The organism is Waltera sp. (assembly GCF_046969025.1).
GTDB classification, from domain to species: domain Bacteria; phylum Bacillota; class Clostridia; order Lachnospirales; family Lachnospiraceae; genus Acetatifactor; species Acetatifactor acetigignens.
In genome coordinates this window covers 58,818-82,279 of record NZ_JBKVQF010000013.1, presented here as the reverse complement: position 1 = coordinate 82,279, position 23,462 = coordinate 58,818, and the positions used below count along the sequence as shown (strand labels likewise).

Here is a 23,462-nt window from a genome sequence, read left to right as displayed (position 1 = left end):
TAACCGTATGTATGATATGACGATCCGGCTGCGTACAGACAGTGACAAATGTCTGTACCAGCAGATATATGAGCATATACGACAGGAAATCAGGGAAGGGAAGCTTCTGGCAGGAGAGAGGCTTCCCTCCACGCGTTCTCTGGCAGAATATCTGCAGGTGGCGAGAAGCACTGTGGACTATGCCTACGACCAGCTGTTAAGCGAGGGATATATCGAGGCACGACCTTATAAGGGCTATTTTGTCTGCCGTCTGGAAGGGATATTTGCCATGGAACCGCGGGAAGAGAACGAACCGGAGCCGGACACTTCAGGAGAAGAATCTGTTCCGGAAGAGGGATGCATTGATTTTTCTCCTTATGGTATTGATATGAACGGTTTCCCTGTGGGCGTATGGAAGCGGATCACGAAGAATATTCTGAATGACAACAACAGTGACCTGTTTGCGCAGGGAGAACCTCAGGGAGATTATGATCTGCGGCTGACCATCAGCCGGTATCTGCATTCTTCCCGGGGGGTGAACTGCCGCCCGGAACAGATCATTGTAGGAGCAGGAAACGATTATCTGCTGTTGCTATTGGAGAAAATATTGGGCAGACATGTGGGCATTGCCATGGAGAATCCCACGTACAAGCGGGCATACCGCATCTTTGAATCTTTTGCCTATCGCATTCACACGGTAGACATGGATGATAAGGGAATGCGGGCGGACAGACTTTCGGGACTGCCTGTCAGAGTGGCCTATGTGATGCCTTCCCACCAGTATCCCACCGGTGCGGTCATGACCATCGGCAGGAGAGCAGAACTGCTTCGCTGGGCAGAAAGGGAGCCGGATCGTTATCTGATCGAGGACGATTACGACAGTGAATTCCGGTATCGGGGCAAGCCTATTCCTTCCCTGCAATCTTCCGATGAAAAGGGAAAAGTGATCTACATCGGTACATTTTCCAAGGCTATTGCACCGGCAATCCGTGTCAGCTATATGGTATTGCCGGGGGATCTGCTGGATATCTACCGCAGGGATTGCTCTTTTTATTCCTGCACGGTGTCCAGAATCGATCAGCGGATCCTGAATGAATTTATCCGGGACGGGTATTTCGAGCGGCATCTGAATAAAATGCGGATGCGCTACCGGGCCAAACATGACCTGCTGCTGGCCGGGCTGGAACCGTTTAAGAAGCAGTTTGTGATCTCCGGGGAGGATGCGGGACTGCATCTTCTGTTGACAGCGAAAGGGAATGTCACGGAACAGGAACTGTTGGAGAGAGCAGCGGCGGAGAAAGTGAAAGCCTATGGGATGTCAGAGAATATGGTGGAAGCCACAATGCGGAAAGCTACCGTGCTGTTGGGCTTTGGAAGTATTGATGAGGCGGAAATGCAGGAAGGTCTCAGACGCTTGCAAAAAGCATGGCTCTGAGACCTTCGAAATAGAACGATTATTCTTCATTTACGGGAGGCTCTTCGTCCTCGGCATCTTCTTCATCGAAGAACTCTTCCACGTCTTCGACGGTCTCGCCCTCTTCGCCGGACAATCCGGTAGCCTGATCGGTGAGCGGTGTGAAATCAGATGCCTCTGCGGAAGCGGGTGCCGCCTCTTCGGAAGCCGGTGTGGACTCTGTGCCTGTCTCTTCCTTCGGGGCAGAGGTCTGCACGGGTGTATTCAGAGGAACATAATTGCGGGAGAACTCGGTACTCTTGTCCAGATCCTCGTGGAAATCATCATAATCATCATCTGCATCGGAAGATTCCTTCAGCTGAGAATCTTTCTGTTGCATATAGTAGTAAGCAGCTGCGGCTGCGGTACCTACTGCTGCGGTAAACAGCAGAAATTTGCCAAATTTTTTAGCCATAGGGTTGCTCCTTCCATGTTGTAGTGTATGTAACTGGTCTGAATTTCATGCATATGCCCATACAGTTACATAATAAACCTTATTGATGAAAATGAAAAGGGATATGTTGCGATATGAATGAGAAATTTTTTGATTTAAAAAAAGAAAAACAGGACCGGATGATCAATGCAGCTCTGAAGGTATTTGCCCTGAACGGTTACCGTCATGCCAGTACGGATGATATCGTGCGGGAGGCAGCCATCAGTAAGGGATTATTATTTCATTATTTTGAGAACAAGCTGGGAGTCTATGCTTTTGTCTATGACTACAGTGTGCGGTATCTGTTGCTGGAATTGTCCACAGCGGTAGATGCGAAGGAGACGGATCTGTTCACTCTGATGCAGCAGGTGGAGACCGGGAAAATGCATGCCATGTGTGGCTATCCTTATCTGCAGCCGTTCCTGAACCGGGCACAGGCAGAGAATGTCAATGAGGCACTGGTGGCGGTAGAAGAGCGAAAACAGCAGATGGAAGAGGCTTATGAGAATATTTATGCCAGAGCGGATCTGGGAAAATATGCGGCTGCGGAAGACGTGATGAAACTTCGTAAGATGATGGAACTGACCATTAAGGGATTGATGAACGAGAGAATCCTGGAAGATGCCTTTCAGCCGGAGATGCTGTATGAGGAAATTCTGGAGTATCTGCAATTAAGCAGAAGACTGGCGGAACGGTCCGGACAGCCCTCTGACGAAGAAATTACGGAAAAATAGCATCATAATTGCATCGTATTTTTGAATAAAATTTTGCGACTATTTAGACATCTTATAGGCGGGATCTGCGGGATATCCGCCTTTTAATTTCTGCATACCGCGCTGGATGGCATCCCTGGAGCTCTTCCAGTCGGCGTCTTTGTTGCGATAGTCGAATTTTTCCACCAGCCAGGAGACGTCTTCGGAAATGCGCTGCATGTTGGATTCCATGACCGGCAGCAACTGATCGTAAAAGTCCTGTTTTTCCTTATCGGAAAGTTTGCGGTCAGCGGCTTCGCAGAGATCGCCGAAGTGGGGCAGGCAGAAGCCTTTGCCGTTTATGACTTTATTGCGGAAGTTTTCATCATTTTTCCACAGGTAGAAAAAGGTGTCCAGATATCTGGCGTAGGTATCTTTATACTGGGAACAGATATAGCAGGAATCCTCTTTTGCACGAACCCACATGCCGATGGTATTTTCATTGCCTTCGGCTTTTTTGAATTTACCCAGGAGAGAGCTTTTGCCGGGGCGGAAGGAGGCAAATTCCTGCTGCATTTCCCGGATCATGCGCTGGTAGTGGGTCTTTAAGATCCAGGCATTGCCCAGAGTATTGCCGTAGTCGAACATTTTCTGAAAATGATACCGGCAGAAGCCTGCTTTGTCGGTTTGTTCGCGGATGTCCGCTTCCATATAAGAGGAACCGGAGCCTAACACGAAATCCAGAAGATCCTGTTCAATACTGCGGTGGATAAAGCAGAAAGGGCATTCGTCCTGTGCATTTACGGCATCGTTTAAAGGGATGGTATATAACTGTTCTTTCATGGAAAATATCCTTTCTCGGGCGCAGCCCTGTGGTGTTAAAACTATTGTAAACGATGCGGTGAAAAATTGCAAAAAGATTAAGCAGTTGTAAAATTCTGTCATTTAAAATTAAGAATTGTTTTGTTGTAATAGAAACGGTTTCAAGCTACTATGATAGTAAGACAGATAAACAGAAATAGAAAGATGTGATTTTTTTGATATTCAGCAGTATTGAATTTCTGCTGTGGTTCCTGCCGATCTTTCTGATCGTCTACGGGATCACACCTCGCAAATACAGGAACCTGACACTGCTCGTGGGAAGCATTGTTTTTTATGCCAGGGGAGACGTCAGGTATCTTCCCCTTTTAATGATATCTATATTGTGCAATTATTTTCTGGGTCTTCATCTGGCAAAACGCAGTCCTAAGACGTTGTGGCGGAAAAAGCTTCTGCTGATCCTGACACTTGGCGCGAATCTGGCGGTACTGCTCTGGTTCAAGGACTGGGGAGGCTCTGCGGGGCTGCCGCTGGGGATCAGCTTTTACACCTTCCAGATATTGTCTTATCAGATCGATGTGTACCGGGGAGAGGTGAGCAGGGAGTATTCTTTTTTGAAGTTTGCTACTTATGTGATCATGTTCCCGAAACTGATCTCCGGACCGATCACAAGATATGGCGATATCTCGGACAGCCTGACGGAGCGCACTTTCACGGTGCGGGGGCTGGAAGACGGTATGAAGCTGTTTATTCTGGGACTGGCGGCCAAGGTGCTACTGGCAGACCGGGTGGGAATCTTGTGGCACGAGGTGCAGGTGACCGGATTTGAAAGCATCTCGACACCGTTAGCATGGCTGGCAGCCATCGCCTATTCCATGGAGATCTATTTTGATTTCTGGGGCTATTCCCTGATGGCCATGGGACTGGGCCGGATGATGGGGATCGAACTGCCGGCCAACTTCCGCAGACCCTATATGGCCAGAAGTGTCCGGGATTTTTACCGCAGATGGCATATGACGTTGGGACAGTGGTTCTGCCGATATGTGTATATTCCGTTAGGCGGCAGCAGACAGGGAGAGCTTCGCACGATTTTTAACCTCCTGGTGGTATGGATGCTGACCGCTTTCTGGCATGGTGCCGGCTGGAACTTCTTCTGCTGGGGCGGACTGCTCTGGATCTGCATCGTACTGGAACGGCAGTTGGGCAGATTAAAATTTGTACATAAAATGAAGGTATTGCCGCACATTTATCTGTGGCTGGTCATCCCAATGAGCTGGATGTGCTTTGCTATCACGGACCTGTCACAGTTACAGGTCTATCTGGATAAGATGCTGTGGCTGGTACCGGGCTTCAGCGGCGGTTACGAGGATGCCTGGAAGGCACTCAGTACCTATGGAGGACTGCTTCTGGTCTCCGGACTGGCCTGCACACCGGTCATTGAGAAGCTGTACCATAAGTGGCAGGATAAGCTGCCGGTGAAGGTGCTTCTGTCGGGGCTCTTCTGGTATTGCATCTGGAGACTTTTATTAGAAGGAAATAATCCTTTTATGTATTTTAGCTTTTAGGAAAAGGTCATTATGCAATGAATCATGCAGAAAATAAAAATATTTGGTCGAAAATGAAGGAAAAATTGCATAAATACTCCTTTTTGGGATGTCTTTTGCTGGCGGGAATTGTATTCTTTACCTGGACGGATAACTGGCAGGTATATACGGAACCGCTGCAGGAGACCTATACGAAAGGAGTGCTTCTGGCGGAGCAGCTGGTGGAAGGAAAATGGCCGGGAATATCCGGGGAACAGAGTGATGCAACGGGATCCGTATCCGGCAATGTGCCGGGGGAAAACGTAAAGACCGGAGATACAGTGAGTGACGGGAACCAGACGGATCAGACGATGGGTACGGTGCAGAGTCCCGCTACGGGAGAAGAGGCCGCAATGCCGGAGACCACCGGAACAGAGACGCAGGATCCCGCCGCGACGGTTCCTGTGGAAGAGATACCGCAGGAAGTGGTCTATCACACGGTGGATGACAGTTATTTTGATGATGCGGTATTTATCGGGGATTCCCGGACGGTAGGCATGTATGAGTACGGCGGACTGGAGGAGACATCCACGTTTTATGCTTCCACCGGACTGACAGTCTACAAGATGTTCGACAGTGCCATTGTATCGGTGCCTGGACAGAAGAAAAAGATCACGGTGGAGGAAGCCTTGTCGGAGAAGCAGTTTGCCAAGATCTATCTGATGATCGGTATCAACGAAATGGGTACCGGCACAGTGGAATCTTTTATGAAGGCTTACGGGGAAGCGGTACAGCATTTGCAGGAATTGCAGCCGGATGCGGTGATCTATCTGCAGGCCATTATGAAAGTAACAATGGAACGCTCCGAACAGGGGGACTATATCACCAACGAAGGAATCGAAGCCAGAAATGCAGAAATCGCAAAGCTGGCGGATGACCGGAAGATATTTTTCCTGGATGTAAATCCGCTGATCTGTGACGAGACCGGTGGAATGGTGGCTTCCTATACTTATGACGGTGTGCATCTGAAGGCACAGTATATTCCTATCTGGCTGGATTTCCTGAAAGAGCATGCGGTGGAATAATTTTTTTCTTGACTGTGGAATGATGAAAAGCTATCATGTAACTAATAGGGTCACATAGGTGTGGGCAGATAGAGGACTATCTGCCCGAATTTATGCGACGAAAAATAGTTACATGTTCACATGTCTATGACACAGGAGGAAAAAAATGAGCGAGAAGACTACACTCGGCGAAAACGGCATTTACGATGCCAGATCCTTGGGCGTGCCCAAGATGCTTCTGCTGGGACTTCAGCACATGTTCGCAATGTTTGGTGCCACTATTCTGGTACCCATGCTGACAGGTCTGGATGTTTCCACAACACTGTTATTTGCAGGTCTGGGAACTTTACTGTTCCATCTGCTGACCAAGAGAAAGGTACCCGCATTCCTGGGTTCTTCCTTTGCATTCTTAGGCGGTTATGCCGCGATTGCCCCTATGGCAGACGGAGCGGACAATTCCGCACTGCTTCCTTATGCCTGCTTCGGCGTGGCCTGCTCAGGTCTGCTGTATCTGGTATTATCCCTGTTAATCAAGATCTTCGGTACCGGCAAGGTAATGCGTTTCTTCCCGCCCATCGTAACCGGCCCCATCATCATTGCCATCGGTCTGACCCTGTCCCAGTCCGCTATCGACAACTGTTCCGCAGACTGGCTGATCGCAGTGGTTGCTATCGCATTGGTAGTGATCTGCAATATCTGGGGTAAGGGAATGGTGAAGATCGTTCCTATTATCATTGGTGTTATCGGTTCTTATGTGGTGGCAGCCATCCTTGGTCGTGTGGATTTCACACCGGTAGCGGAAGCTGCATGGATCGGACTTCCCATTCACTGGAATGAGACCGCCTTCTGGGCACTGTCCGACGGCAACACTTCCCTGCTGATCACTTCCGTGATCACCATCATGCCTATCGCACTGGCTACCATGGTAGAGCATATCGGAGATATCTCCGCTATTTCTTCCACCGTCGGTGTGAACTATATCAAGGATCCCGGACTACACCGCACTCTGTTAGGTGATGGTCTGGCTACCATTATCGCGTCCCTGTTCGGTGCTCCTGCGAATACCACTTACGGTGAGAACACCGGTGTACTGTCTCTGACCAAGGTATTTGATCCCAGAGTTATCCGTATTGCAGCAGGCTTTGCTGTACTGTTCTCCTTCTCCCCGAAGGTAGCAGCATTGATCGGTTGTATGCCTACCGCTACCAGCGGTGGTGTATCCCTGGTACTGTATGGTATGATCTCCGCAGTCGGTGTTCGTAATATCGTTGAGACTCAGGTAGATTTCACCAAGAGTCGTAACGTTATCATCGCCGCTCTGATTCTGGTACTGTCCATCGGTATCAACTATAGTGCAGCAGGTGCTATCGCATTCCACATCGGTGAGATCACCATCAGCCTGTCCGGACTGGCAGTCGGCGCGCTGGCCGGCATTATCCTGAACGCTATCCTGCCCGGCAAGGACTACAAGTTTGATGAGGATAAGCCCGACGATACCGGCGTATGCTTCGCAGTCAAGGGTGAAGAGAACTAAGGTATTTTTTGCTGACAACAGCATAAATTGAACAAAGAAAGTAAGAGGGAGTATTCATGGCAGGAACATAGAGCTGTGGATGCTCTCTTTTTCATAGGGGATCAGGAGAAAACATGAAGATCATAGATATGCATTGCGACACCATATCCGAACTGGCGGACCGGGGCGGGGAACTTTGGAAAAACAGCGGCCATCTGGATCTTAAGCGGATGCAGGAGAGCGGATATCTGTTGCAGAATTTCGCCCTGTTTGTGGATATCGGAAAGTGCACACCGACACCCTGGGAGCGGGTGTGTGCTCTGTATGAGGTCTACCGGACGGAGCTGGAGAAAAACAAGAACCGGATTGTCCCGGTACTGTGCTATGAAGACATTTTGAAAAATGAAGCCTGTGGGAAACTGTCGGCACTTTTGACGGTGGAAGAAGGGGCGGTCTGCGGCGGAAGTCTGGAGAGGCTACGGGAACTGTATGACATGGGGGTGCGGATGCTGACGTTAACCTGGAATTATCGGAATGAACTGGGGTGGCCAGCCACGCATCGGTGTCTGGGGCAGAACAGGGGCGACGTAGATGGGAGACTGACGGAGAAAGGTGAGACTGGGATACGTGGATCCGATGGCAGGGATGCGGCGTGTGGTCTGACGGAAACCGGCCGCGATTTTGTCACAGAGATGGAGCGTCTCGGAATGATCCCGGACGTCTCCCATCTGTCGGATGCCGGCTTTGACGATGTATGGGAATGTACGAAGAAGCCCTTCGTGGCAAGCCATTCCAACGCAAGGGCTGTATGTCCGTCCCTCCGGAATCTGACGGATGACCGGGTCCGCAGACTGGCGGAGCGGGGCGGCTGTATGGGACTGAACTATTATGATAAATTTCTGGTGGATGGCGGAAGCAAAGATCCAGAGGTGCTGTGGGAAGCAATGATACGGCAGGCAAGACATATCACTGATGTCGGCGGTATGGAAATACTGGGTCTGGGCAGTGACTTCGACGGCATCCCCACAAATCCGGCTCTTCCCGGTGCGGAGGCATTGCCGGTATTGTGGGACAGACTAAAAACAGCCGGCTTTACGGAAAACCAGCTGGATGGGATTTTCTGGGGAAATGTGATACGGGTATATCGGGATGCTTTGTGAATTGTACGTGAAAAAGGAGCCCACGCATGGGCTCCCCTGGCTGTGTACCTCGCAAGCAACACAGCGTAACCACTTATAGTTTATGCGAGTACGGATGATTCTATTCCTACATTTCGATTATCTTCGCAATCACCTGATCCAGTACTTCAAAATAGTTCTCGAAAGTTTTGCGGCAGCATCCGGGATCGTCGATCACGATGCCCTCCGTGCGCAGACCGGTGAGGGCAAACCCCATAGCCATGCGGTGGTCGTCGTAGGTGGCTACGGTACAGGGCTTTGGCGTCCCCGGATAGATGGTGATGCTGTCCTGCGTCTCTTCGCAGCGGATGCCCATACGGGTCAGTTCTGTACAGATGGCATGGATGCGGTCACTCTCCTGGAAACGGATGTGCCCGATGCCTGTGATACAGGTGGGGCTGTCGGCAAACGGTGCGATGGCTGCCAGTGTGATCGTCTGATCGGAACAGGAGGACATGTCCGTCGTGATACCGTGGAAAGCGGGAGCTTGTGATCCGGCGTCCGGCAAACCGGCAGGAGGCAGCAGGAGGACGCCTTTTTCCGTATCCCGTGCAGTACATCCCATTTTCTCTAAGATACGCAGGAATTCCACATCTCCCTGCAGACTTTCAAAATGCACATGCTCTACACAGACCGGGATCCCAAGTAGCGGTACCATCGCATAGAAATAACAGGCGGCAGAGACATCCGGCTCAATCTGATAATCTAATGCTTTATAATGCTGACCGGCGGGAATACGGAACTGATCCGGGGCGGGACGCTCCACGCAGACACCGAACTGCTCCATCATCTTCTGTGTCATTTCGATATACGCCATCCCATGGGTACCCTCTACCTGAATCATAAAATCTTCCGAAGACAAAGTCGAAGCAATCAGCAGCGCACTCAGAAACTGACTGCTGTGCCCGATATCGATGGAGATATGATCCTGTCCGAACCCATGAGCGGTAAGCGTAAAAGGAAAATGCCCATCTTCTCCTTCGCAGCGGACCTCACACCCCAATTCTGCCAGAGAGGACAGAAGCGGATCCATGGGGCGCCTCTTCATCTGCTCTGAAGAATCCATGTGAAAAACACCTTCCGAGACACCTAACGTAGCCGTCAGAAAACGCGCAGCCGTTCCCGCACTTCCCACATTTAACACAGCCTCTTCACAGGGAAGCTTTCCTCCCAGTCCTTCTACTGTGACGATACAACTCTCCTCATCCACCGTCGTCTCAAATCCCAGATCCTGCACACACTTAAGAAAATGTCTCGAATCATCCGAGAACAACACTCCACACAGCGTGGACTTTCCCTCCGCCAGCATCGCCAGAAGGAGACTGCGGTTCGTGATACTCTTAGACCCGGGCACCCGGACCGTCAGCGGTGTGGTTGTTTTTCTTATTTTATTATATATAGTAGGAACGCGGTAAGTTTTATCTGCCATGTAGTTGAGTGGCTCCTTCTGATTTAATATATTTTATATTACAATATTTCCCTAAAATATGATAATAACCCAGTAGTCACGACAGCAAGTAAGAATAAGCAGGCCGTAAGCAGACGTCGGTACCATAGCGTCCCAAGGGACGCATTGCGTGAGTACTTTTCACGCTTATGTACCGCTACGTTCTGCGACATGAGCGCATCGTACTAAAGTACGAGCGTGCCGCGTTTCTTACTTGCTGTTGGGGCTACGGATTAATTACCTAAATCATACCATTTTCCGTTCCCCTGCACAACTCTCAAAAAGTTTAAAAAATAATAGTTGACATTCCTAGCGGAATAGTATAGTATAAATTCATAAAATCCATATCAGATAAGTAGGAAATAAAAACAAACACAATTTTCAGGTTTAAGGAGGATTCTATTATGAGTAAGATTTACACATCCGCAACCCAGCTGATCGGACATACACCCCTTTTAAAGGTGACAAACTACTCGAAGGATCAGAATATCGAAGGCGTAGAACTGTTGGCAAAGCTGGAGTACTTCAATCCCGCAGGAAGCGTTAAGGACAGAATCGCACTGGCAATGATCGAAGATGCTGAGAAAAAAGGTATTTTAAAAGAAGGTTCCACCATCATCGAACCCACCTCCGGCAACACCGGTATCGGCCTGGCAAGTGTGGCTGCAGCCAAGGGTTACAGAACCATTCTTACCCTTCCCGAGACCATGAGTGTGGAGCGTCGGAACCTCCTGAAGGCATACGGTGCAGAGCTGGTACTGACCGAAGGCGCCAAGGGCATGAAGGGTGCCATCGCCAAGGCAGAGGAGTTAGAGAAGTCCATCCCTGGAGCTGTGATCCTCGGACAGTTCGATAACCCCGCGAACCCCGCCGCACATGCAGCTACCACCGGTCCCGAGATCTGGGAAGACACTGATGGAAAGGTTGATATCTTCGTAGCAGGTGTAGGTACCGGCGGAACCGTGACCGGCATTGGTACTTATTTAAAATCCAAGAATCCCAATGTGAAGATCGTAGCAGTAGAGCCTGCAGATTCTCCCGTACTTTCTGGCGGACAGCCCGGACCGCATAAGCTGCAGGGTATCGGCGCAGGATTCGTTCCTTCCGTTCTGAATACCGGCATTTATGATGAGATCTTTACCGTTACTACCGATCAGGCATTTACCACCGGCCGCCTCATCGCTCATAAGGAAGGTATCCTGGTAGGAATCACCTCCGGCGCAGCTCTGTACGCAGCAGCACAGATCGCAAAACGCCCTGAAAATGCAGGCAAAACAGTCGTAGCATTGCTTCCCGATTCCGGTGACAGATACCTGTCCACCCCGATGTTTGCAGAAGCTTAAGACGAAATTTGCAGAACTGGACAGACTTGCATTCTTGTGTTAGAATGTATGGCATGGTACTAGGAATTCAAGGAATTTGCGCTTTTCTCCCCTTAAAAGCGCGAACCTGGAATGGAGGAACTTATGGAACCGATCATTCAGATCAAGAATGTAACAAAAACTTTTATTGGTAAAGATAATCAGGTAGAAGCCTTAAAGGGTATCAGCCTGGATATCAACAAGGGAGACATCTACGGCATCATCGGTATGAGTGGTGCCGGAAAATCTACCCTGGTACGCTGCCTGAACTATCTGGAGAAGCCCACCACGGGAACCGTAGTCGTAGAAGATCAGGATCTTTCGACACTGACTGAGGCAGAACTTCGTAAGGTTCGTACAGGCATTGCGATGATCTTTCAGCATTTTAATCTGCTCATGCAGAGAAGTGTTCTGGACAATGTATGCTTCCCCATGGAGATCGTGGGTGTGAAGAAGCAGGCAGCCAGAAAGCGCGCTATGGAACTGCTCGAGATCGTAGGACTGAAGGAAAAGGCAGACGCTTATCCTTCCCAGCTCTCCGGTGGACAGAAGCAGCGTGTGGCAATCGCAAGAGCTCTTGCCAATACGCCGAAGATCCTGCTGTGTGATGAGGCGACCAGTGCGCTGGATCCCACGACGACCAAGGAGATCCTGAAATTATTACAGGACATCAACAAACAGTACGGCATCACCATCGTGATCATCACTCATGAGATGGCTGTGGTACAGGAGATCTGTTCCCATGTAGCCATTATCGATGCCGGAGAACTGGCAGAGCACGGTACTGTGGAGGAGGTATTCTCCAGACCCCAGTCCGCAGCCGCAAGAAAGCTGGTGTTCATGGTGGATCCCAAGGCAAGGGAAATGTCCGGCAAACGCTGCATCCGCATTGTTTTCACCGAGAATTCTTCTTTCGAGCCTGTGATCGCCAATATGGTGCTGGAGTGCAAGGCTCCCGTTAATATCCTGTTAGCGGATACCAAGGACATCGGCGGTATCGCCCATGGACAGATGATCCTGCAGCTGCCGGAGGATGAAATGGCGGCGAACAAGATGATCCATTATTTACAGGAGAGAAAACTGGAAGTGGAGGAGCTGAAAGACTATGTGGGATAATGCAACGATTATGATGCTGGTGGAAGGCACCTTTGTTACTTTGTATATGACCCTTGTTTCCACATTTATGGGGTATGTACTCGGACTTCCTATGGGAATTGCCCTGGTGATTACCGCACCGAAGGGACTGCGTCCGAACAAGATCATTTATAAGATTCTGGATGTGATAGTCAACATTGTGCGAAGCATTCCGTTTTTGATTTTGTTGATCATGATCATCCCTTTGACCCGTATCATTGTAGGAAAGAGCTACGGTCCGACGGCTACCATCGTTCCTCTGACTCTGGCAGCGGCACCGTTCATTGCCAGAATGGTGGAATCTTCTCTGTTGGAGGTAGATCACGGAGTGATTGAAGCAGCACAGAGCATGGGAGCTAACCTGTGGACGATCATCTGGAAGGTTATGCTGGCAGAATCCAGAACCTCATTGCTTGTGAATGCGACCATTGCACTGGGAACAATCTTAGGCTACTCCGCTATGGCAGGTGCCGTAGGTGGAGGCGGACTCGGTGATATTGCGATCCGATATGGTTATTATCGTTACCAGACCGATATTATGCTGGTGACAGTAGTATTGTTGGTACTGTTGGTACAGCTGTTGCAATATATCGGAATGACGATTTCCAAGAAATTGGATAAGAGAACCCGTTAGGGAAAACGAAAAGATTGAGGCAGATGTAAGGCATCTGATTCAATAGACTAAAAATTTTTACCAAAAGATTTAGGAGGAGAAGTATTATGAAAAAGAAAGTGATTGCTTTGATCGCAGTTGCAGCATTGTCCGTGAGCGCACTGACCGGCTGCGGCAGCAACGAAACAGCTGCTCAGACCAGCGAGGCAGCTGCAACAACAGCTAACCAGGAAACCGCTGCCCAGACTACCGAGGCAACAGAAAGCAAGGAAGTAGCTGGCACTGATACCACTATCAAGGTAGCTGCAAGTGCAGTACCTCATGCAGAGATCCTGGAGGCAGCAAAGCCTCTGTTAGCGGAGCAGGGTTATACTCTGGAGATTCAGATTTTTGATGACTATGTACAGCCTAATTTAGTAGTAGAGTCCGGTGATTTCGATGCTAACTACTTCCAGCACATTCCTTATCTGGAGAGCTTCAACGAGGAGAAAGGTACCCATCTGGTAAATGCCGGCGGTATCCATTACGAGCCCTTCGGACTGTATCCCGGAACCGAGACCAGCTTAGACAACATTGACAATGCAACTATCGCAGTACCCAACGATACCACCAATGAGGCACGTGCTCTGTTACTGTTACAGGATAACGGTTACATCACCCTGAAGGATGGTGTTGGTCTGACTGCTACTACCAAGGATATCGTAGAGAACCCTCACAACATCACCTTCGTAGAGCTGGAAGCAGCACAGGTTCCCAGAACCCTTCCGGAGGTATCCTTCGGTGTCCTGAACGGCAACTATGCTATGGAAGCAGGCCTGACTGTTGCAGACGATGCTCTGCTGTATGAGAGCGATGATTCCGAAGCAGCCGCTACTTATGTAAATGTAATTGCTGTTAAGGAAGGCAACGAGAATCTGCCTAAGATCAAGGCACTGGTAGATACCCTGAAGTCTGATGAGATCAAGCAGTATATCAATGACAATTATAACGGTGGCGTTATCCCTTACAAGTAAGGTGAAGTGCCAGTAAAGTAATGCGAAAATCCGGAGAGCATTCCGAGGAATGGGAGGAGATTTTTCCGAACAGCATTCGAGTGGATGCTCTCCAGATTTTTCTGTTGTTTCCACAAATTCTATATGAACTATAGGAAAAAGAAAAATAAAGAAAAAATAAGGTAGAATCTGTGGAAACCATAGAAAGATCGGAGCAGTTTTGAACTGCTTTGGAATAAGCAGGCTGATATTAAAAGTGAAACAGAGCAGGAAGATGCTCGGAAATGAGGATAGGATGAAAATTTCAACCAAAGGAAGATATGCAGTACGTGTCATGCTGGATCTGGCATTGAACAACAACGGAGAGTGTATCAAGGTAAAAGAAATTGCTGCCAGACAGGGGATTTCCGAAAAGTATCTGGAGCAGATCATTGCTGTTTTGAACAAGGCAGGTTATGTAAAAAGCGTCCGTGGTGCCCAGGGCGGTTATCGTATTGCCAAGGATCCGGCAGATTTTACCGTAGGAATGATCTTACGACTGACGGAAGGCTCACTGGCCCCGGTGGCATGTCTGGAGGAAGGCGCTGATATCTGCGAACGATGTGATACCTGTGAGACTCTGGAGGTATGGCAGGAATTGTATGATGCAGTGAACAAGGTAGTGGACGGAGTCACCATTGCGGATCTGGTGGAACGACGGAACAAGCGCCTGGAGAATCTGGATTACTCCATATAAAGATAGGAATAATAGAAGACAATAACGCAGCCCGACAGGAGATCCTGCCGGGCTGTTTTTTGGGTTTGCAGAGAATGAAAGGGGGTCATTCCTGCAGAAAATGTTAACTGGGGGAATGAATGGTTAACAACTCAAGTATATCGAGAGAACTGCCCATTGTCAACGAATGTTGTATGTTGGTTGACAAACTTTCATCGACAAATATCGCGTAATTCGGATTTTTCATACATATAGTTATAAAAACTACATAAAACAGCATAAAACACCACAAAATGAAATATAATAACAAAAACTCATTGCTTTTTACTCCACAACGTGGTAAGCTAAACTCTGCAAACAAGTAGAAAGGTGTATGCGAGAATGAGCGAAGCATTTCATATTATATCAGACGGTTCCTGTGATCTTCCCATGGAGATGACCAAAGAAAAAGACATTACGGTAGTTCCTTTTTATGTATCTTTTGAAGAGGGGAAATACCAGAAGGAAATGATAGAGATCGGTGTCCGTGAGTTCTATCAGGAAATGGTGGATCACCCGGATGTATATCCGAAGTCTTCCATGCCTTCCGTGCAGGATTATGTAGATGCATTTCTTCCTTTTGTCAAGGCGGGAATTCCCATCATCTGCATCTGTATCACAACCAAGTTCAGCGGCTCCATGCAGTCTGCTCTGAATGCAAAAGCGATCCTGGAAGAGGAATATCCCAATGCACAGATTTATGTCTGCGACTCTACTGTGAATACCGTATTGCAGGGCATCTATGTATTGGAAGCGGTACGCCTTAGAGATGCGGGGAAGAGTTACCAGGAGAGTATCGATCGCCTGAATGAGATCAAGAGCTCCGGCAGAATCTTTTTCACCGTAGGAAATATGGAATATTTAAAGCACGGCGGACGTATCGGCAAAGTAGCCAGCGTGGCCGGCAGCCTGCTTGGCATCAAGCCCATCATTACCTTAAAAGAGGGAGAAATCTTCCCCTCCGGTATCGGCAGAAGCCGTCGCAAGACGGTAGATAAAAATATCGATCTGCTGTTAGCATATTTTGCAGAGGAAAAGGCAGATATTGCCAATTACAACGTCTGCGTGGGATATGGCTACGATTATGAAGAAGCCGTAGAGTTCCGCGACAGACTGGCAGGCAGACTGAAAGAAAAGGGATACGACATCGACACCATTCCCATCTTCCAGATCGGTGCCACCATTGGCGTACACACCGGACCTTATCCGTTGGGAATCGGTGTCGTGAAGAGAGCTATTTAAAATTTATTTCACCCTGGCAGGCATTTAATAATTCCTGCACATTTTCAAAAGCATAGTCCGGCAGATATTGGGTATTCGGCTCCCCCTCGGGAGTCAGAATATCCTTTTTTTGTGCCTCGCCGGTGAAGAGAACACAGGTGTCCACACCACCGTTGATGCCGCAGGCAATATCGGTGTACAGACGATCGCCAACCACCAGAGTCTCCTCGGGAGTGAAGCCGGAGACTTCAAGGCAAAGCTTTACGACCTCTTTGCTGGGCTTGCCCAGATAGATGGGCTGTTTGTCTGTGGTGGCGGTGATCATGTCGCAGATGGCACCGCAATCGGGGATAAAGCCGAAGTCGATGGGGCAGCGCAAATCCGGGTTGGTGCCGTAGAAAGGAACATCCTGGGTGAATAAAACCTTGCAGACTTCGGTAAGCTTTGCATAATTTAATTCACTGTCATAGGCAACGACCACGCAGTCAATGCCGTCCTCGCAGACCTCGGTTACCCAGAGGCCATTCTTTCGCAGTTCCGCCACAAAAGAAGCGGTTCCCAGCACGAAGATTTTCTTGTCTGCATAATTCTTCTTCAAAAAACGCAGCGTCATATAGCCGGAGGTGATGAAATGATCCTCCGTGCTGTCCAGGTGAAATGCATCGTAGAATTTTTTCACATAGTCCAGTCCGCTTTTTGTGGAATTGTTGGTAATGTAATAAGCCCTGCCGCCGATGGCCTGAATGTAGCGGAGAAGATTCGCACTTCCCTCATACAAGGTATCGCCTACGGCAATGGTGCCGTCGATATCGAACAGGAAAAGCTTTTTATCTTTCAGACGAGCCAGCTTTGCGGCATCGCTGTAAATGTGCTTCGGGTCAAAAGTATCCATAATTATCCTCATTTCTAAGCATCAAACGCTCAGGTTCATGTTAGCAACGAATACCCCCACTGTCAAGGAAAAGACGGCTTCTGGAGGGAAACGTGAGTGGAATTGCGGAGGCATTTATGGTATGATGGGCATAGGCATGAGCTGTGTTGCCTGTGGCTCTTATGGAATTCGACAGATTGCATACAAGATTGCGCAAGGGACATGGGAAATAGGATGAAGTGATTTAACGACTACAATTAAAAAGGACAACATTACGGTTATGGACGAAAAGAAAGATAAAGGTTTACAGGGAAATGAGAAAATAGAGGAGGCAATTCTGGCATTACAGCAGGAGCCGACAGAAGAACTTCTGGCTCATGCTCTGACGGTGGTGCGCAGACGTATGCGGGAGCAGGGACAGCTTATCGTGGCGGTGGAACCGCCCTCAGCAGATGTGCAGGAAGCGGTGACACAGGCCGCCGGAACTGCCATGCGCCTGCAGGCGGTGCAGACCTCCGATGGGAAAAAATGGTGGTCGGCCTTCACCGGATTTGAGGAAGAATTAAAGGGAAGCGGCAGCGTAATGTCCACTTTTCTCACGGATATGGAGCAGCTGTTCCGCATGACGTTGACTGCCGATGATATCGAGGGTGTGATCCTGAATCCCTGGAACCGGACGTTGATGCTGGACAAGCGGTTCCTGCATATTATTCTCGGAGAATAGCAAAAGAGGGAGAAGCGGAGCATGACAGAGAGCTATGAACTGCCCGTGCTTTTTACGGACGATGAATGCAAGGCTTATGCCGCATGGGGCATGAAAAAAGAAAAAGTACTGATGCCGTTTGCCCTGATCACTATACTGATCTATATGGTAGCAACCGTGCTGGTAGTGATGAAGGTCTGGGGTGTGCGGGAGAGTGACCATCTGCTGTTCCAGATGCTGTTGTGGGGTGACTGGATTCCGGAACTGACGGGAGCGCTGGCGGTTTTCATGACGATCCTGTTACTGGGACCGTTGAACTTTATACTGGATAAATTATGGAAAAAACCGGCAGAGCCCATGTGGCTGTGTGTAGTACCGGAGGGTGGGACTGTGAAGGTCACTGCCGTGAGAGGTCTGGAAGGTAATCCTCGTACACCGGCAGAGACCTATCCACTGACGGAACTGGAAACCTTTTTAAACCCGGCGGACAACACGATCTGCTATCAGAAGAAATGGTATCGGATCGGGGAAAATACCATAGAAAATATTTATCCGCCGGAAAAACAGCATCCATGGATGGATCACCCGGAAAATAAAGCCAGCGGCATCATCGATGTACAGAGACTTATGGAGATCCTGAAAGGGTACGAAGCGTCTCTGAAGGCTGCCCGGAAGGAATGTGAATGGATGGAAAAGCACGGCGGATAGAACGAATAGATGACAGAAAAGCGGATAAAAATTATGACCGGGATAAGATGGCATAAGACAAATTAGGAAATAGGCAGACAAAATGATAACAATCAGAAAATTTGAAGCAAAAGATGTAGCAAGAATGGCAGAAATCTGGAATCAGGTGGTAGAGGATGGCGTGGCATTTCCTCAGGAGGAAGGACTGACAGGGGCAGAGGCCGCAGAATTTTTTGCCGCACAGACGGTAAGTGCTGTGGCAGAGGATGAACAGGGCAATGTGAAGGGACTATATATTCTGCACCCCAACAATATCGGCAGAGTAGGGCATATCGCCAATGCCAGCTATGCAGTGGACAGAGCCTGCCGGGGAGAGCATATCGGCGAACTGCTGGTAAAAGACTGTCTGGAGCAGGCAAAAGCAAACGGTTACCGCGTATTGCAGTTCAATGCGGTGGTGGCTTCCAATATCCATGCGTTCCATCTATACCAGAGACTGGGATTCGTGGATCTGGGCATTATTCCGGGAGGCTTCCTCAATAAGGACGGTGTCTACGAGGATATCCATGTGATGTACCATAATCTGGTAGAAGATTAAAAAGATGTGACTTCCGGTGATAAATTATTTAGATTGCAGATGGTGTCCTGAAAATGGGACAAAAAATATAGATAATAACAGTAGGACTGACAGGAAAGGGAAAATATGAAACTGATTTCATGGAATGTGAACGGGCTGAGAGCCTGCATGCAGAAGGGATTCCTGGATTTCTTTCAGGAAACGGATGCAGATATTTTCTGCTTGCAGGAGACAAAATTGCAGGAGGGACAGATCGCACTGGATCTGCCCGGATATCATCAGTATTGGAATTACGCAGAGAAAAAGGGCTATTCCGGCACTGCAATTTTTACAAAGGAAGAGCCCATACAGGTGACTTACGGCATCGGCGTGGAGGAACACGACCATGAGGGCCGGGTGATCACTGCAGAGTATTCGGAGTTCTATTTTGTGACAGTCTATGTACCGAACGCCCAGAGAGAACTGACGAGACTGGAATACCGCATGCAGTGGGAAGCGGATTTCCTGGCGTATCTTAAGAAGCTGGAAGAGAAAAAACCGGTGATCTATGCGGGAGACCTGAACGTGGCGCATCAGGAAATCGACCTGAAAAATGCGAAGACCAACCGTGGCAATGCGGGCTTCACTGATGAAGAGAGAGCCTGCTTTTCGAAGGTACTGGAGAACGGATTTATCGATACGTTCCGCTATTTTTATCCGGACCTGACCGGGGTGTATTCCTGGTGGTCTTATATGTTCCAGGCGAGAGCAAAAAATGCCGGATGGAGAATTGATTATTTCGTGGTATCGGAGTGTCTGAAAGACCGTCTGGCGGATGCGAAGATCCACACGGAAATTTTGGGATCGGATCATTGTCCCATTGAACTGGATCTGAAATAAACGGACAGCATAACGGAGGAGACTTATGAGCTTACGTTTCTGTTTTGGCCCTTCCGGGTCGGGCAAAAGCCACAGAATCTATGAAGAGATCATGCAGCGGGCGGCAGAGGAACCGGGCAGGAATTTCCTGATCATTGTGCCGGATCAGTTCACCATGCAGACCCAGAAGGATCTGGTCATGCGCAGTGACCGGGATGGCATCCTGAATATCGATGTCCTGAGCTTCGGCCGACTCAGCCACCGCATTCTGGAGGAAGTGGGGACCAAAGAGATGCCGGTACTGGATGACACCGGCAAAAGCCTGGTGCTGCAAAAAGTGGCGGCGGATCTGAAGGAACAGCTTCCGGCCATGGGAAGTCTCCTGCACAAGCAGGGCTATATCCATGAGGTGAAAAGTGCGATCTCCGAGTTCATGCAATACGGTATCAGCACACAGGATATGGACAAGCTGATCACCAGTGCACAGAAGCGTGGCGCGCTGGCCATGAAACTGAAAGACTTAAAGACTCTGTACCGGGGCTTTCAGGATTATATCAGGGATCATTTTATCACCACCGAGGAGACACTGGATGTACTGCGCAGATCCCTGTCCAAATCAAAGATCTTAAAGGGCAGTGTAGTGGTGTTTGACGGCTTTACGGGATTTACTCCAATACAGAACCGGCTGATCCAGGAACTGATGCGCGTGTGCGCAGAGACCATCGTTACCGTGACCATTGGAGTGGGAGAGGATCCGTATAAAATGGATGGTGAACAGAAGCTGTTCCATCTGAGCAAGAAGACGGTGGCGGATCTGGAAAAGCTGGCAGCGGAGGCAGAGGTAGAGCGGGGAGAGGATCTCTTTGTCAAGGGGGGGCCCAATCGCTTCGCCAAGGCACCGGCATTACACTATCTGGAACAGAATCTGTTCCGGTATCAGTATGAACCGTATGCGGGAGAACAGCAAGAGATCCATATGTTTGAAGCCCTTTCCCCCAGAGAGGAAGTCCACCAGACAGCGCTGTACATCCGGCACCTGATCAGAGAGCAGGGGATGACCTACCGGGACATTGCCGTGGTCATCGGAGATCTGGAAGGATACGCTTCCTATGTGGAAACAGAATTCGGACAGCTGGAGATCCCATGTTTCCTGGACCGTACCAGAGGGATCGTGCTGAATCCCATGATCGAATATATCAAGAGCGCATTGCAGCTGTATATTAAGGATTTTTCCTATGATACGGTGTTTCATTTTCTGCGCAGCGGCATGGCGGATATTTCCAGAGAAGAGATTGATGAGCTGGAAAACTATGTGATCCGCACCGGGGCGAGAGGCTATCGGACCTATAGCCGTCTGTTTACCCGCAGAACGGAAGAACTGCAGGGAAATGCGGAGGGGAGCGAACAGGCGGAAGAGAAGACCATGGAGCGTCTGAACCGTATCCGGCAACAGTTCATGGATGCGGTGGAGATTCTGCACATGGGAAGCCAGGAAAAGGCTGGAGACTATGTCAGCCATCTGTACGATTTCCTGGAACAGAATCAGGTGCAGCAAAAGCTTTTGAACTATCAGCAGCAGTTTGAAAAAGAAGGAGACTTATCCAGAGCCAGAGAGTATGCACAGATTTACCGGCTGGTCATGGATCTGCTGGATCAGGTCTATGAACTGTTGGGAGAGGAAGAAATCTCCAGACAGGAATTTGCGGATATTTTAGAGGCCGGTTTCGGCGAGATCACTGTCGGTACGATCCCTCAGAACGTGGATCGTATCGTGGTGGGCGATATGGAGCGAACCCGTCTGAAACAGGTGAAGGTATTGTTTTTCCTGGGAGTCAATGACGGAAATATTCCGAAAAATGCTTCCAAGGGCGGGATCATTTCGGATATGGATCGGGAATTCCTGATTGAATCCGGGACAGAGATGGCACCCAGCCCGAGACAGCAGATGTATATCCAGAGATTATATCTGTATCTGAATATGACCAAGCCCTCAGAACAGCTGTATCTGTCCTATGCCAAGGTAAACAGTGAAGGAAAGGGCATAAGACCGTCCTACCTGATCGATACGGTGCGGAAGCTGTTCCCGGCAATGAGCGTGGAGTATCCCCAGAACCGCAGCCGCCTGGAACAGATCGAGGGCAGACAGGAAGGTGCCAGATATCTGGCGGAGGAACTGCGGGAATATGTGGAAGGAACCCTGCCGGAAGAAGAGAGGCAGGACTTCTATCTCATGTACCGTGCCTACGAGGCGGATGCGGCGGGCAGAGACCTGCTGACCCGGGCGGCATTTCGCAGATACAGGGAGAGCGGTCTGTCCCGGATCGTGGCCAGAGCATTGTACGGACAGCAGCTGGAAAACAGTGTCAGCCGTCTGGAAACTTATGCTGCCTGTGCCTGCAGACACTTTTTGCAATATGGTCTTTCCCTGCAGGAACGGGAAGAATTCGGCTTCGAGGCTTCGGATATGGGTACGGTATATCATGCAGTATTGGAAAACTTTGCAGGAAAACTTGCAGAATCCAACCTGACATGGTGGGATTTTACGGAGGATTTTGCAGCCAAAGCCGTCAAAGAATCCGTGGAAGCCTATGCGGCAACCTACGGGGAGACGGTATTATACAGCTCTGCGCGGAATGAATATGCCATTACCCGCATGAGCAGGATCCTGACCCGCACAGTGCTGACCTTGCAGAAACATTTGAAACAGGGCAGTTTCCAGCCAGATGATTATGAACTTTCTTTCCGGTTTGCGGAGGATCTGGACAGCATTCATGTGGATCTGTCTGAGGACGAGAAGATGCATTTGCAGGGACGGATCGATCGTATCGATGTGTCGGAAGATGCAGAGCATGTCTACGTCAAGGTCATTGATTATAAGTCCGGCAACCGGAAATTTGATCTGGCGGCATTGTATTACGGTCTGCAGTTGCAGCTGGTGGTATATATGAATGCAGCCATGGAGATGGAGAGCCGAAAGCATCCGGACAAGGAGATCGTTCCGGCGGCACTTCTGTATTATCACATCGATGATCCCACCATAGAGACACCGGTGGAGCTCACGGATGAGCAGATCAATGAACAGATCCTTGCAAAGCTTCGTATGAACGGTGTAGTAAACAGTGATCCTGGGGTCGTGGAGCGGCTGGACCGCTATATGCAGGATAAGTCTGTGGTCATTCCGGTGGAGAAGAAAAAGGATGGAAGCTTCAGTGCCAGATCCGGTGTCTTAAGCCGGGAGGAGATGCAGCTGATATCTTCTTATGTAGATGCCAAGATCCGCAGCATCGGGCGGGAGATCCTGGACGGAAAAATAGCAGCCAATCCCTATGAGAAAGGCAATGAAGAGGCTTGTACTTATTGCGCCTATAAAAAGGTCTGCGGTTTCGATGGCAGTATTCCGGGCTATGAGAAGAGACAGCTGGAAGATCTGGATAAGCAGGCGCTGATGCAGCGGATGCAGAAGACCGTGGAAGCTTAGGGCAAAGGGTGCCCGGCGGGAGTGTGTGCCTGACAGGAAGCTCGAAGAGAAAGCGCCCGCTGCCCGGAGGAACAGGATGGCAACAGGAGAAAAGAAACAGGAACAGAGGTAG

General features: G+C 49.4%; 21 protein-coding genes. 17 read left to right on the top strand and 4 right to left on the bottom strand.

Annotated features, from left to right (window positions below; translation table 11 throughout):
* Nucleotides 1-7 precede the first annotated feature (7 nt).
* The gene (locus tag ACLTOH_RS08980) at nucleotides 8-1,414 is read left to right on the top strand and encodes a PLP-dependent aminotransferase family protein (protein WP_022312125.1); all 1,407 of its coding nucleotides are present in this window, start codon (nucleotides 8-10) and stop codon (nucleotides 1,412-1,414) included.
* Between the two features lie 19 nt (nucleotides 1,415-1,433).
* On the opposite strand, the gene ACLTOH_RS08975 is transcribed toward ACLTOH_RS08980, so the two are convergent.
* Entirely contained in the window at nucleotides 1,434-1,847 is a 414-nt protein-coding gene (locus ACLTOH_RS08975) for a hypothetical protein (protein ID WP_022312126.1), read from the bottom strand.
* Nucleotides 1,848-1,960: 113 nt separating this feature from the next.
* Here ACLTOH_RS08975 and ACLTOH_RS08970 point away from each other — a divergent pair, with 113 nt between their 5' ends.
* On the top strand, nucleotides 1,961-2,599 hold the full coding sequence (locus tag ACLTOH_RS08970) for a TetR family transcriptional regulator (RefSeq protein ID WP_227733804.1): 639 nt from the start codon (nucleotides 1,961-1,963) through the stop codon (nucleotides 2,597-2,599).
* A gap of 39 nt (nucleotides 2,600-2,638) precedes the next feature.
* Here ACLTOH_RS08970 and ACLTOH_RS08965 read toward each other — a convergent pair whose 3' ends face one another.
* Nucleotides 2,639-3,400, bottom strand: a complete 762-nt coding sequence (locus ACLTOH_RS08965) for a DUF6062 family protein (RefSeq protein WP_227733803.1) — start codon at nucleotides 3,398-3,400, stop codon at nucleotides 2,639-2,641.
* 194 nt (nucleotides 3,401-3,594) lie between these two features.
* Here ACLTOH_RS08965 and ACLTOH_RS08960 point away from each other — a divergent pair, with 194 nt between their 5' ends.
* From ACLTOH_RS08960 to ACLTOH_RS08945, 4 genes are all read left to right on the top strand, one after another.
* A complete protein-coding gene (locus ACLTOH_RS08960) occupies nucleotides 3,595-4,941 on the top strand; it encodes an MBOAT family O-acyltransferase (RefSeq protein WP_255713384.1) in 1,347 nt (448 codons plus the stop codon).
* A 17-nt stretch (nucleotides 4,942-4,958) separates the two neighbouring features.
* Nucleotides 4,959-5,984: a GDSL-type esterase/lipase family protein gene (locus tag ACLTOH_RS08955; RefSeq protein WP_337545072.1), complete on the top strand. Its 1,026-nt coding sequence runs from the start codon at nucleotides 4,959-4,961 to the stop codon at nucleotides 5,982-5,984.
* A 145-nt stretch (nucleotides 5,985-6,129) separates the two neighbouring features.
* The gene (locus ACLTOH_RS08950) at nucleotides 6,130-7,497 is read left to right on the top strand and encodes a uracil-xanthine permease family protein (protein ID WP_337545074.1); all 1,368 of its coding nucleotides are present in this window, start codon (nucleotides 6,130-6,132) and stop codon (nucleotides 7,495-7,497) included.
* 113 nt (nucleotides 7,498-7,610) lie between these two features.
* Nucleotides 7,611-8,636 carry a dipeptidase gene (locus tag ACLTOH_RS08945; RefSeq protein WP_412223956.1) on the top strand — a complete coding sequence of 342 codons (1,026 nt, stop codon included), beginning with the start codon at nucleotides 7,611-7,613 and terminating at the stop codon, nucleotides 8,634-8,636.
* A gap of 106 nt (nucleotides 8,637-8,742) precedes the next feature.
* Here ACLTOH_RS08945 and aroA read toward each other — a convergent pair whose 3' ends face one another.
* Nucleotides 8,743-10,083, bottom strand: coding sequence for a 3-phosphoshikimate 1-carboxyvinyltransferase (aroA, locus tag ACLTOH_RS08940; RefSeq protein ID WP_412223954.1), 1,341 nt, complete (start codon nucleotides 10,081-10,083; stop codon nucleotides 8,743-8,745).
* Between the two features lie 422 nt (nucleotides 10,084-10,505).
* Between aroA and cysK the strand changes: the two genes are divergently transcribed.
* The 6 genes from cysK to ACLTOH_RS08910 all read left to right on the top strand — a co-directional run bounded on the left by cysK (nucleotide 10,506) and on the right by ACLTOH_RS08910 (nucleotide 16,197).
* A complete protein-coding gene (gene cysK / locus ACLTOH_RS08935; RefSeq protein WP_118551466.1) occupies nucleotides 10,506-11,444 on the top strand; it encodes a cysteine synthase A in 939 nt (312 codons plus the stop codon).
* A gap of 123 nt (nucleotides 11,445-11,567) precedes the next feature.
* A complete protein-coding gene (locus ACLTOH_RS08930) occupies nucleotides 11,568-12,578 on the top strand; it encodes a methionine ABC transporter ATP-binding protein (protein ID WP_412223951.1) in 1,011 nt (336 codons plus the stop codon).
* On the top strand, nucleotides 12,568-13,230 hold the full coding sequence (locus ACLTOH_RS08925) for a methionine ABC transporter permease (protein WP_117464845.1): 663 nt from the start codon (nucleotides 12,568-12,570) through the stop codon (nucleotides 13,228-13,230). The genes ACLTOH_RS08930 and ACLTOH_RS08925 overlap by 11 nt, the downstream gene beginning before the upstream one ends.
* 86 nt (nucleotides 13,231-13,316) lie before the next feature.
* Entirely contained in the window at nucleotides 13,317-14,222 is a 906-nt protein-coding gene (locus ACLTOH_RS08920; protein WP_412223949.1) for a MetQ/NlpA family ABC transporter substrate-binding protein, read from the top strand.
* A gap of 274 nt (nucleotides 14,223-14,496) precedes the next feature.
* Complete coding sequence (locus ACLTOH_RS08915) at nucleotides 14,497-14,937, top strand: RrF2 family transcriptional regulator (RefSeq protein WP_022311798.1); 441 nt, start codon at nucleotides 14,497-14,499, stop codon at nucleotides 14,935-14,937.
* A gap of 360 nt (nucleotides 14,938-15,297) precedes the next feature.
* A complete protein-coding gene (locus ACLTOH_RS08910) occupies nucleotides 15,298-16,197 on the top strand; it encodes a DegV family protein (RefSeq protein ID WP_022311797.1) in 900 nt (299 codons plus the stop codon).
* On the opposite strand, the gene ACLTOH_RS08905 is transcribed toward ACLTOH_RS08910, so the two are convergent.
* On the bottom strand, nucleotides 16,190-17,068 hold the full coding sequence (locus ACLTOH_RS08905; protein WP_227064736.1) for an HAD-IIA family hydrolase: 879 nt from the start codon (nucleotides 17,066-17,068) through the stop codon (nucleotides 16,190-16,192). The genes ACLTOH_RS08910 and ACLTOH_RS08905 overlap by 8 nt on opposite strands.
* A 259-nt stretch (nucleotides 17,069-17,327) precedes the next feature.
* Between ACLTOH_RS08905 and ACLTOH_RS08900 the strand changes: the two genes are divergently transcribed.
* From ACLTOH_RS08900 to addB, 5 genes are all read left to right on the top strand, one after another.
* Entirely contained in the window at nucleotides 17,328-17,771 is a 444-nt protein-coding gene (locus ACLTOH_RS08900) for an SseB family protein (RefSeq protein WP_118504360.1), read from the top strand.
* Nucleotides 17,772-17,792: 21 nt separating this feature from the next.
* A complete protein-coding gene (locus tag ACLTOH_RS08895; protein ID WP_022311794.1) occupies nucleotides 17,793-18,458 on the top strand; it encodes a hypothetical protein in 666 nt (221 codons plus the stop codon).
* Nucleotides 18,459-18,540: 82 nt separating this feature from the next.
* The gene (locus tag ACLTOH_RS08890; RefSeq protein WP_022311793.1) at nucleotides 18,541-19,035 is read left to right on the top strand and encodes a GNAT family N-acetyltransferase; all 495 of its coding nucleotides are present in this window, start codon (nucleotides 18,541-18,543) and stop codon (nucleotides 19,033-19,035) included.
* 105 nt (nucleotides 19,036-19,140) lie between these two features.
* Nucleotides 19,141-19,893 carry an exodeoxyribonuclease III gene (locus ACLTOH_RS08885; protein ID WP_022311792.1) on the top strand — a complete coding sequence of 251 codons (753 nt, stop codon included), beginning with the start codon at nucleotides 19,141-19,143 and terminating at the stop codon, nucleotides 19,891-19,893.
* A gap of 25 nt (nucleotides 19,894-19,918) precedes the next feature.
* Nucleotides 19,919-23,350: a helicase-exonuclease AddAB subunit AddB gene (gene addB / locus ACLTOH_RS08880; protein ID WP_022311791.1), complete on the top strand. Its 3,432-nt coding sequence runs from the start codon at nucleotides 19,919-19,921 to the stop codon at nucleotides 23,348-23,350.
* Nucleotides 23,351-23,462 lie beyond the last annotated feature (112 nt).

Coding starts and splice junctions, on each gene's coding strand:
- cysK (WP_118551466.1), top strand. CDS start 10,506: ATGAGTAAGATTTACACATCCGCAACCCAGCTGATCGGACATACACCC.
- ACLTOH_RS08970 (WP_227733804.1), top strand. CDS start 1,961: ATGAATGAGAAATTTTTTGATTTAAAAAAAGAAAAACAGGACCGGATG.
- ACLTOH_RS08910 (WP_022311797.1), top strand. CDS start 15,298: ATGAGCGAAGCATTTCATATTATATCAGACGGTTCCTGTGATCTTCCC.
- ACLTOH_RS08895 (WP_022311794.1), top strand. CDS start 17,793: ATGACAGAGAGCTATGAACTGCCCGTGCTTTTTACGGACGATGAATGC.
- ACLTOH_RS08965 (WP_227733803.1), bottom strand. CDS start 3,400: ATGAAAGAACAGTTATATACCATCCCTTTAAACGATGCCGTAAATGCA.
- ACLTOH_RS08915 (WP_022311798.1), top strand. CDS start 14,497: ATGAAAATTTCAACCAAAGGAAGATATGCAGTACGTGTCATGCTGGAT.
- ACLTOH_RS08945 (WP_412223956.1), top strand. CDS start 7,611: ATGAAGATCATAGATATGCATTGCGACACCATATCCGAACTGGCGGAC.
- ACLTOH_RS08920 (WP_412223949.1), top strand. CDS start 13,317: ATGAAAAAGAAAGTGATTGCTTTGATCGCAGTTGCAGCATTGTCCGTG.
- ACLTOH_RS08905 (WP_227064736.1), bottom strand. CDS start 17,068: ATGGATACTTTTGACCCGAAGCACATTTACAGCGATGCCGCAAAGCTG.
- ACLTOH_RS08930 (WP_412223951.1), top strand. CDS start 11,568: ATGGAACCGATCATTCAGATCAAGAATGTAACAAAAACTTTTATTGGT.
- ACLTOH_RS08950 (WP_337545074.1), top strand. CDS start 6,130: ATGAGCGAGAAGACTACACTCGGCGAAAACGGCATTTACGATGCCAGA.
- ACLTOH_RS08890 (WP_022311793.1), top strand. CDS start 18,541: ATGATAACAATCAGAAAATTTGAAGCAAAAGATGTAGCAAGAATGGCA.
- ACLTOH_RS08900 (WP_118504360.1), top strand. CDS start 17,328: ATGGACGAAAAGAAAGATAAAGGTTTACAGGGAAATGAGAAAATAGAG.
- ACLTOH_RS08925 (WP_117464845.1), top strand. CDS start 12,568: ATGTGGGATAATGCAACGATTATGATGCTGGTGGAAGGCACCTTTGTT.
- ACLTOH_RS08955 (WP_337545072.1), top strand. CDS start 4,959: ATGAATCATGCAGAAAATAAAAATATTTGGTCGAAAATGAAGGAAAAA.
- ACLTOH_RS08980 (WP_022312125.1), top strand. CDS start 8: ATGTATGATATGACGATCCGGCTGCGTACAGACAGTGACAAATGTCTG.
- aroA (WP_412223954.1), bottom strand. CDS start 10,083: ATGGCAGATAAAACTTACCGCGTTCCTACTATATATAATAAAATAAGA.
- ACLTOH_RS08885 (WP_022311792.1), top strand. CDS start 19,141: ATGAAACTGATTTCATGGAATGTGAACGGGCTGAGAGCCTGCATGCAG.
- addB (WP_022311791.1), top strand. CDS start 19,919: ATGAGCTTACGTTTCTGTTTTGGCCCTTCCGGGTCGGGCAAAAGCCAC.
- ACLTOH_RS08975 (WP_022312126.1), bottom strand. CDS start 1,847: ATGGCTAAAAAATTTGGCAAATTTCTGCTGTTTACCGCAGCAGTAGGT.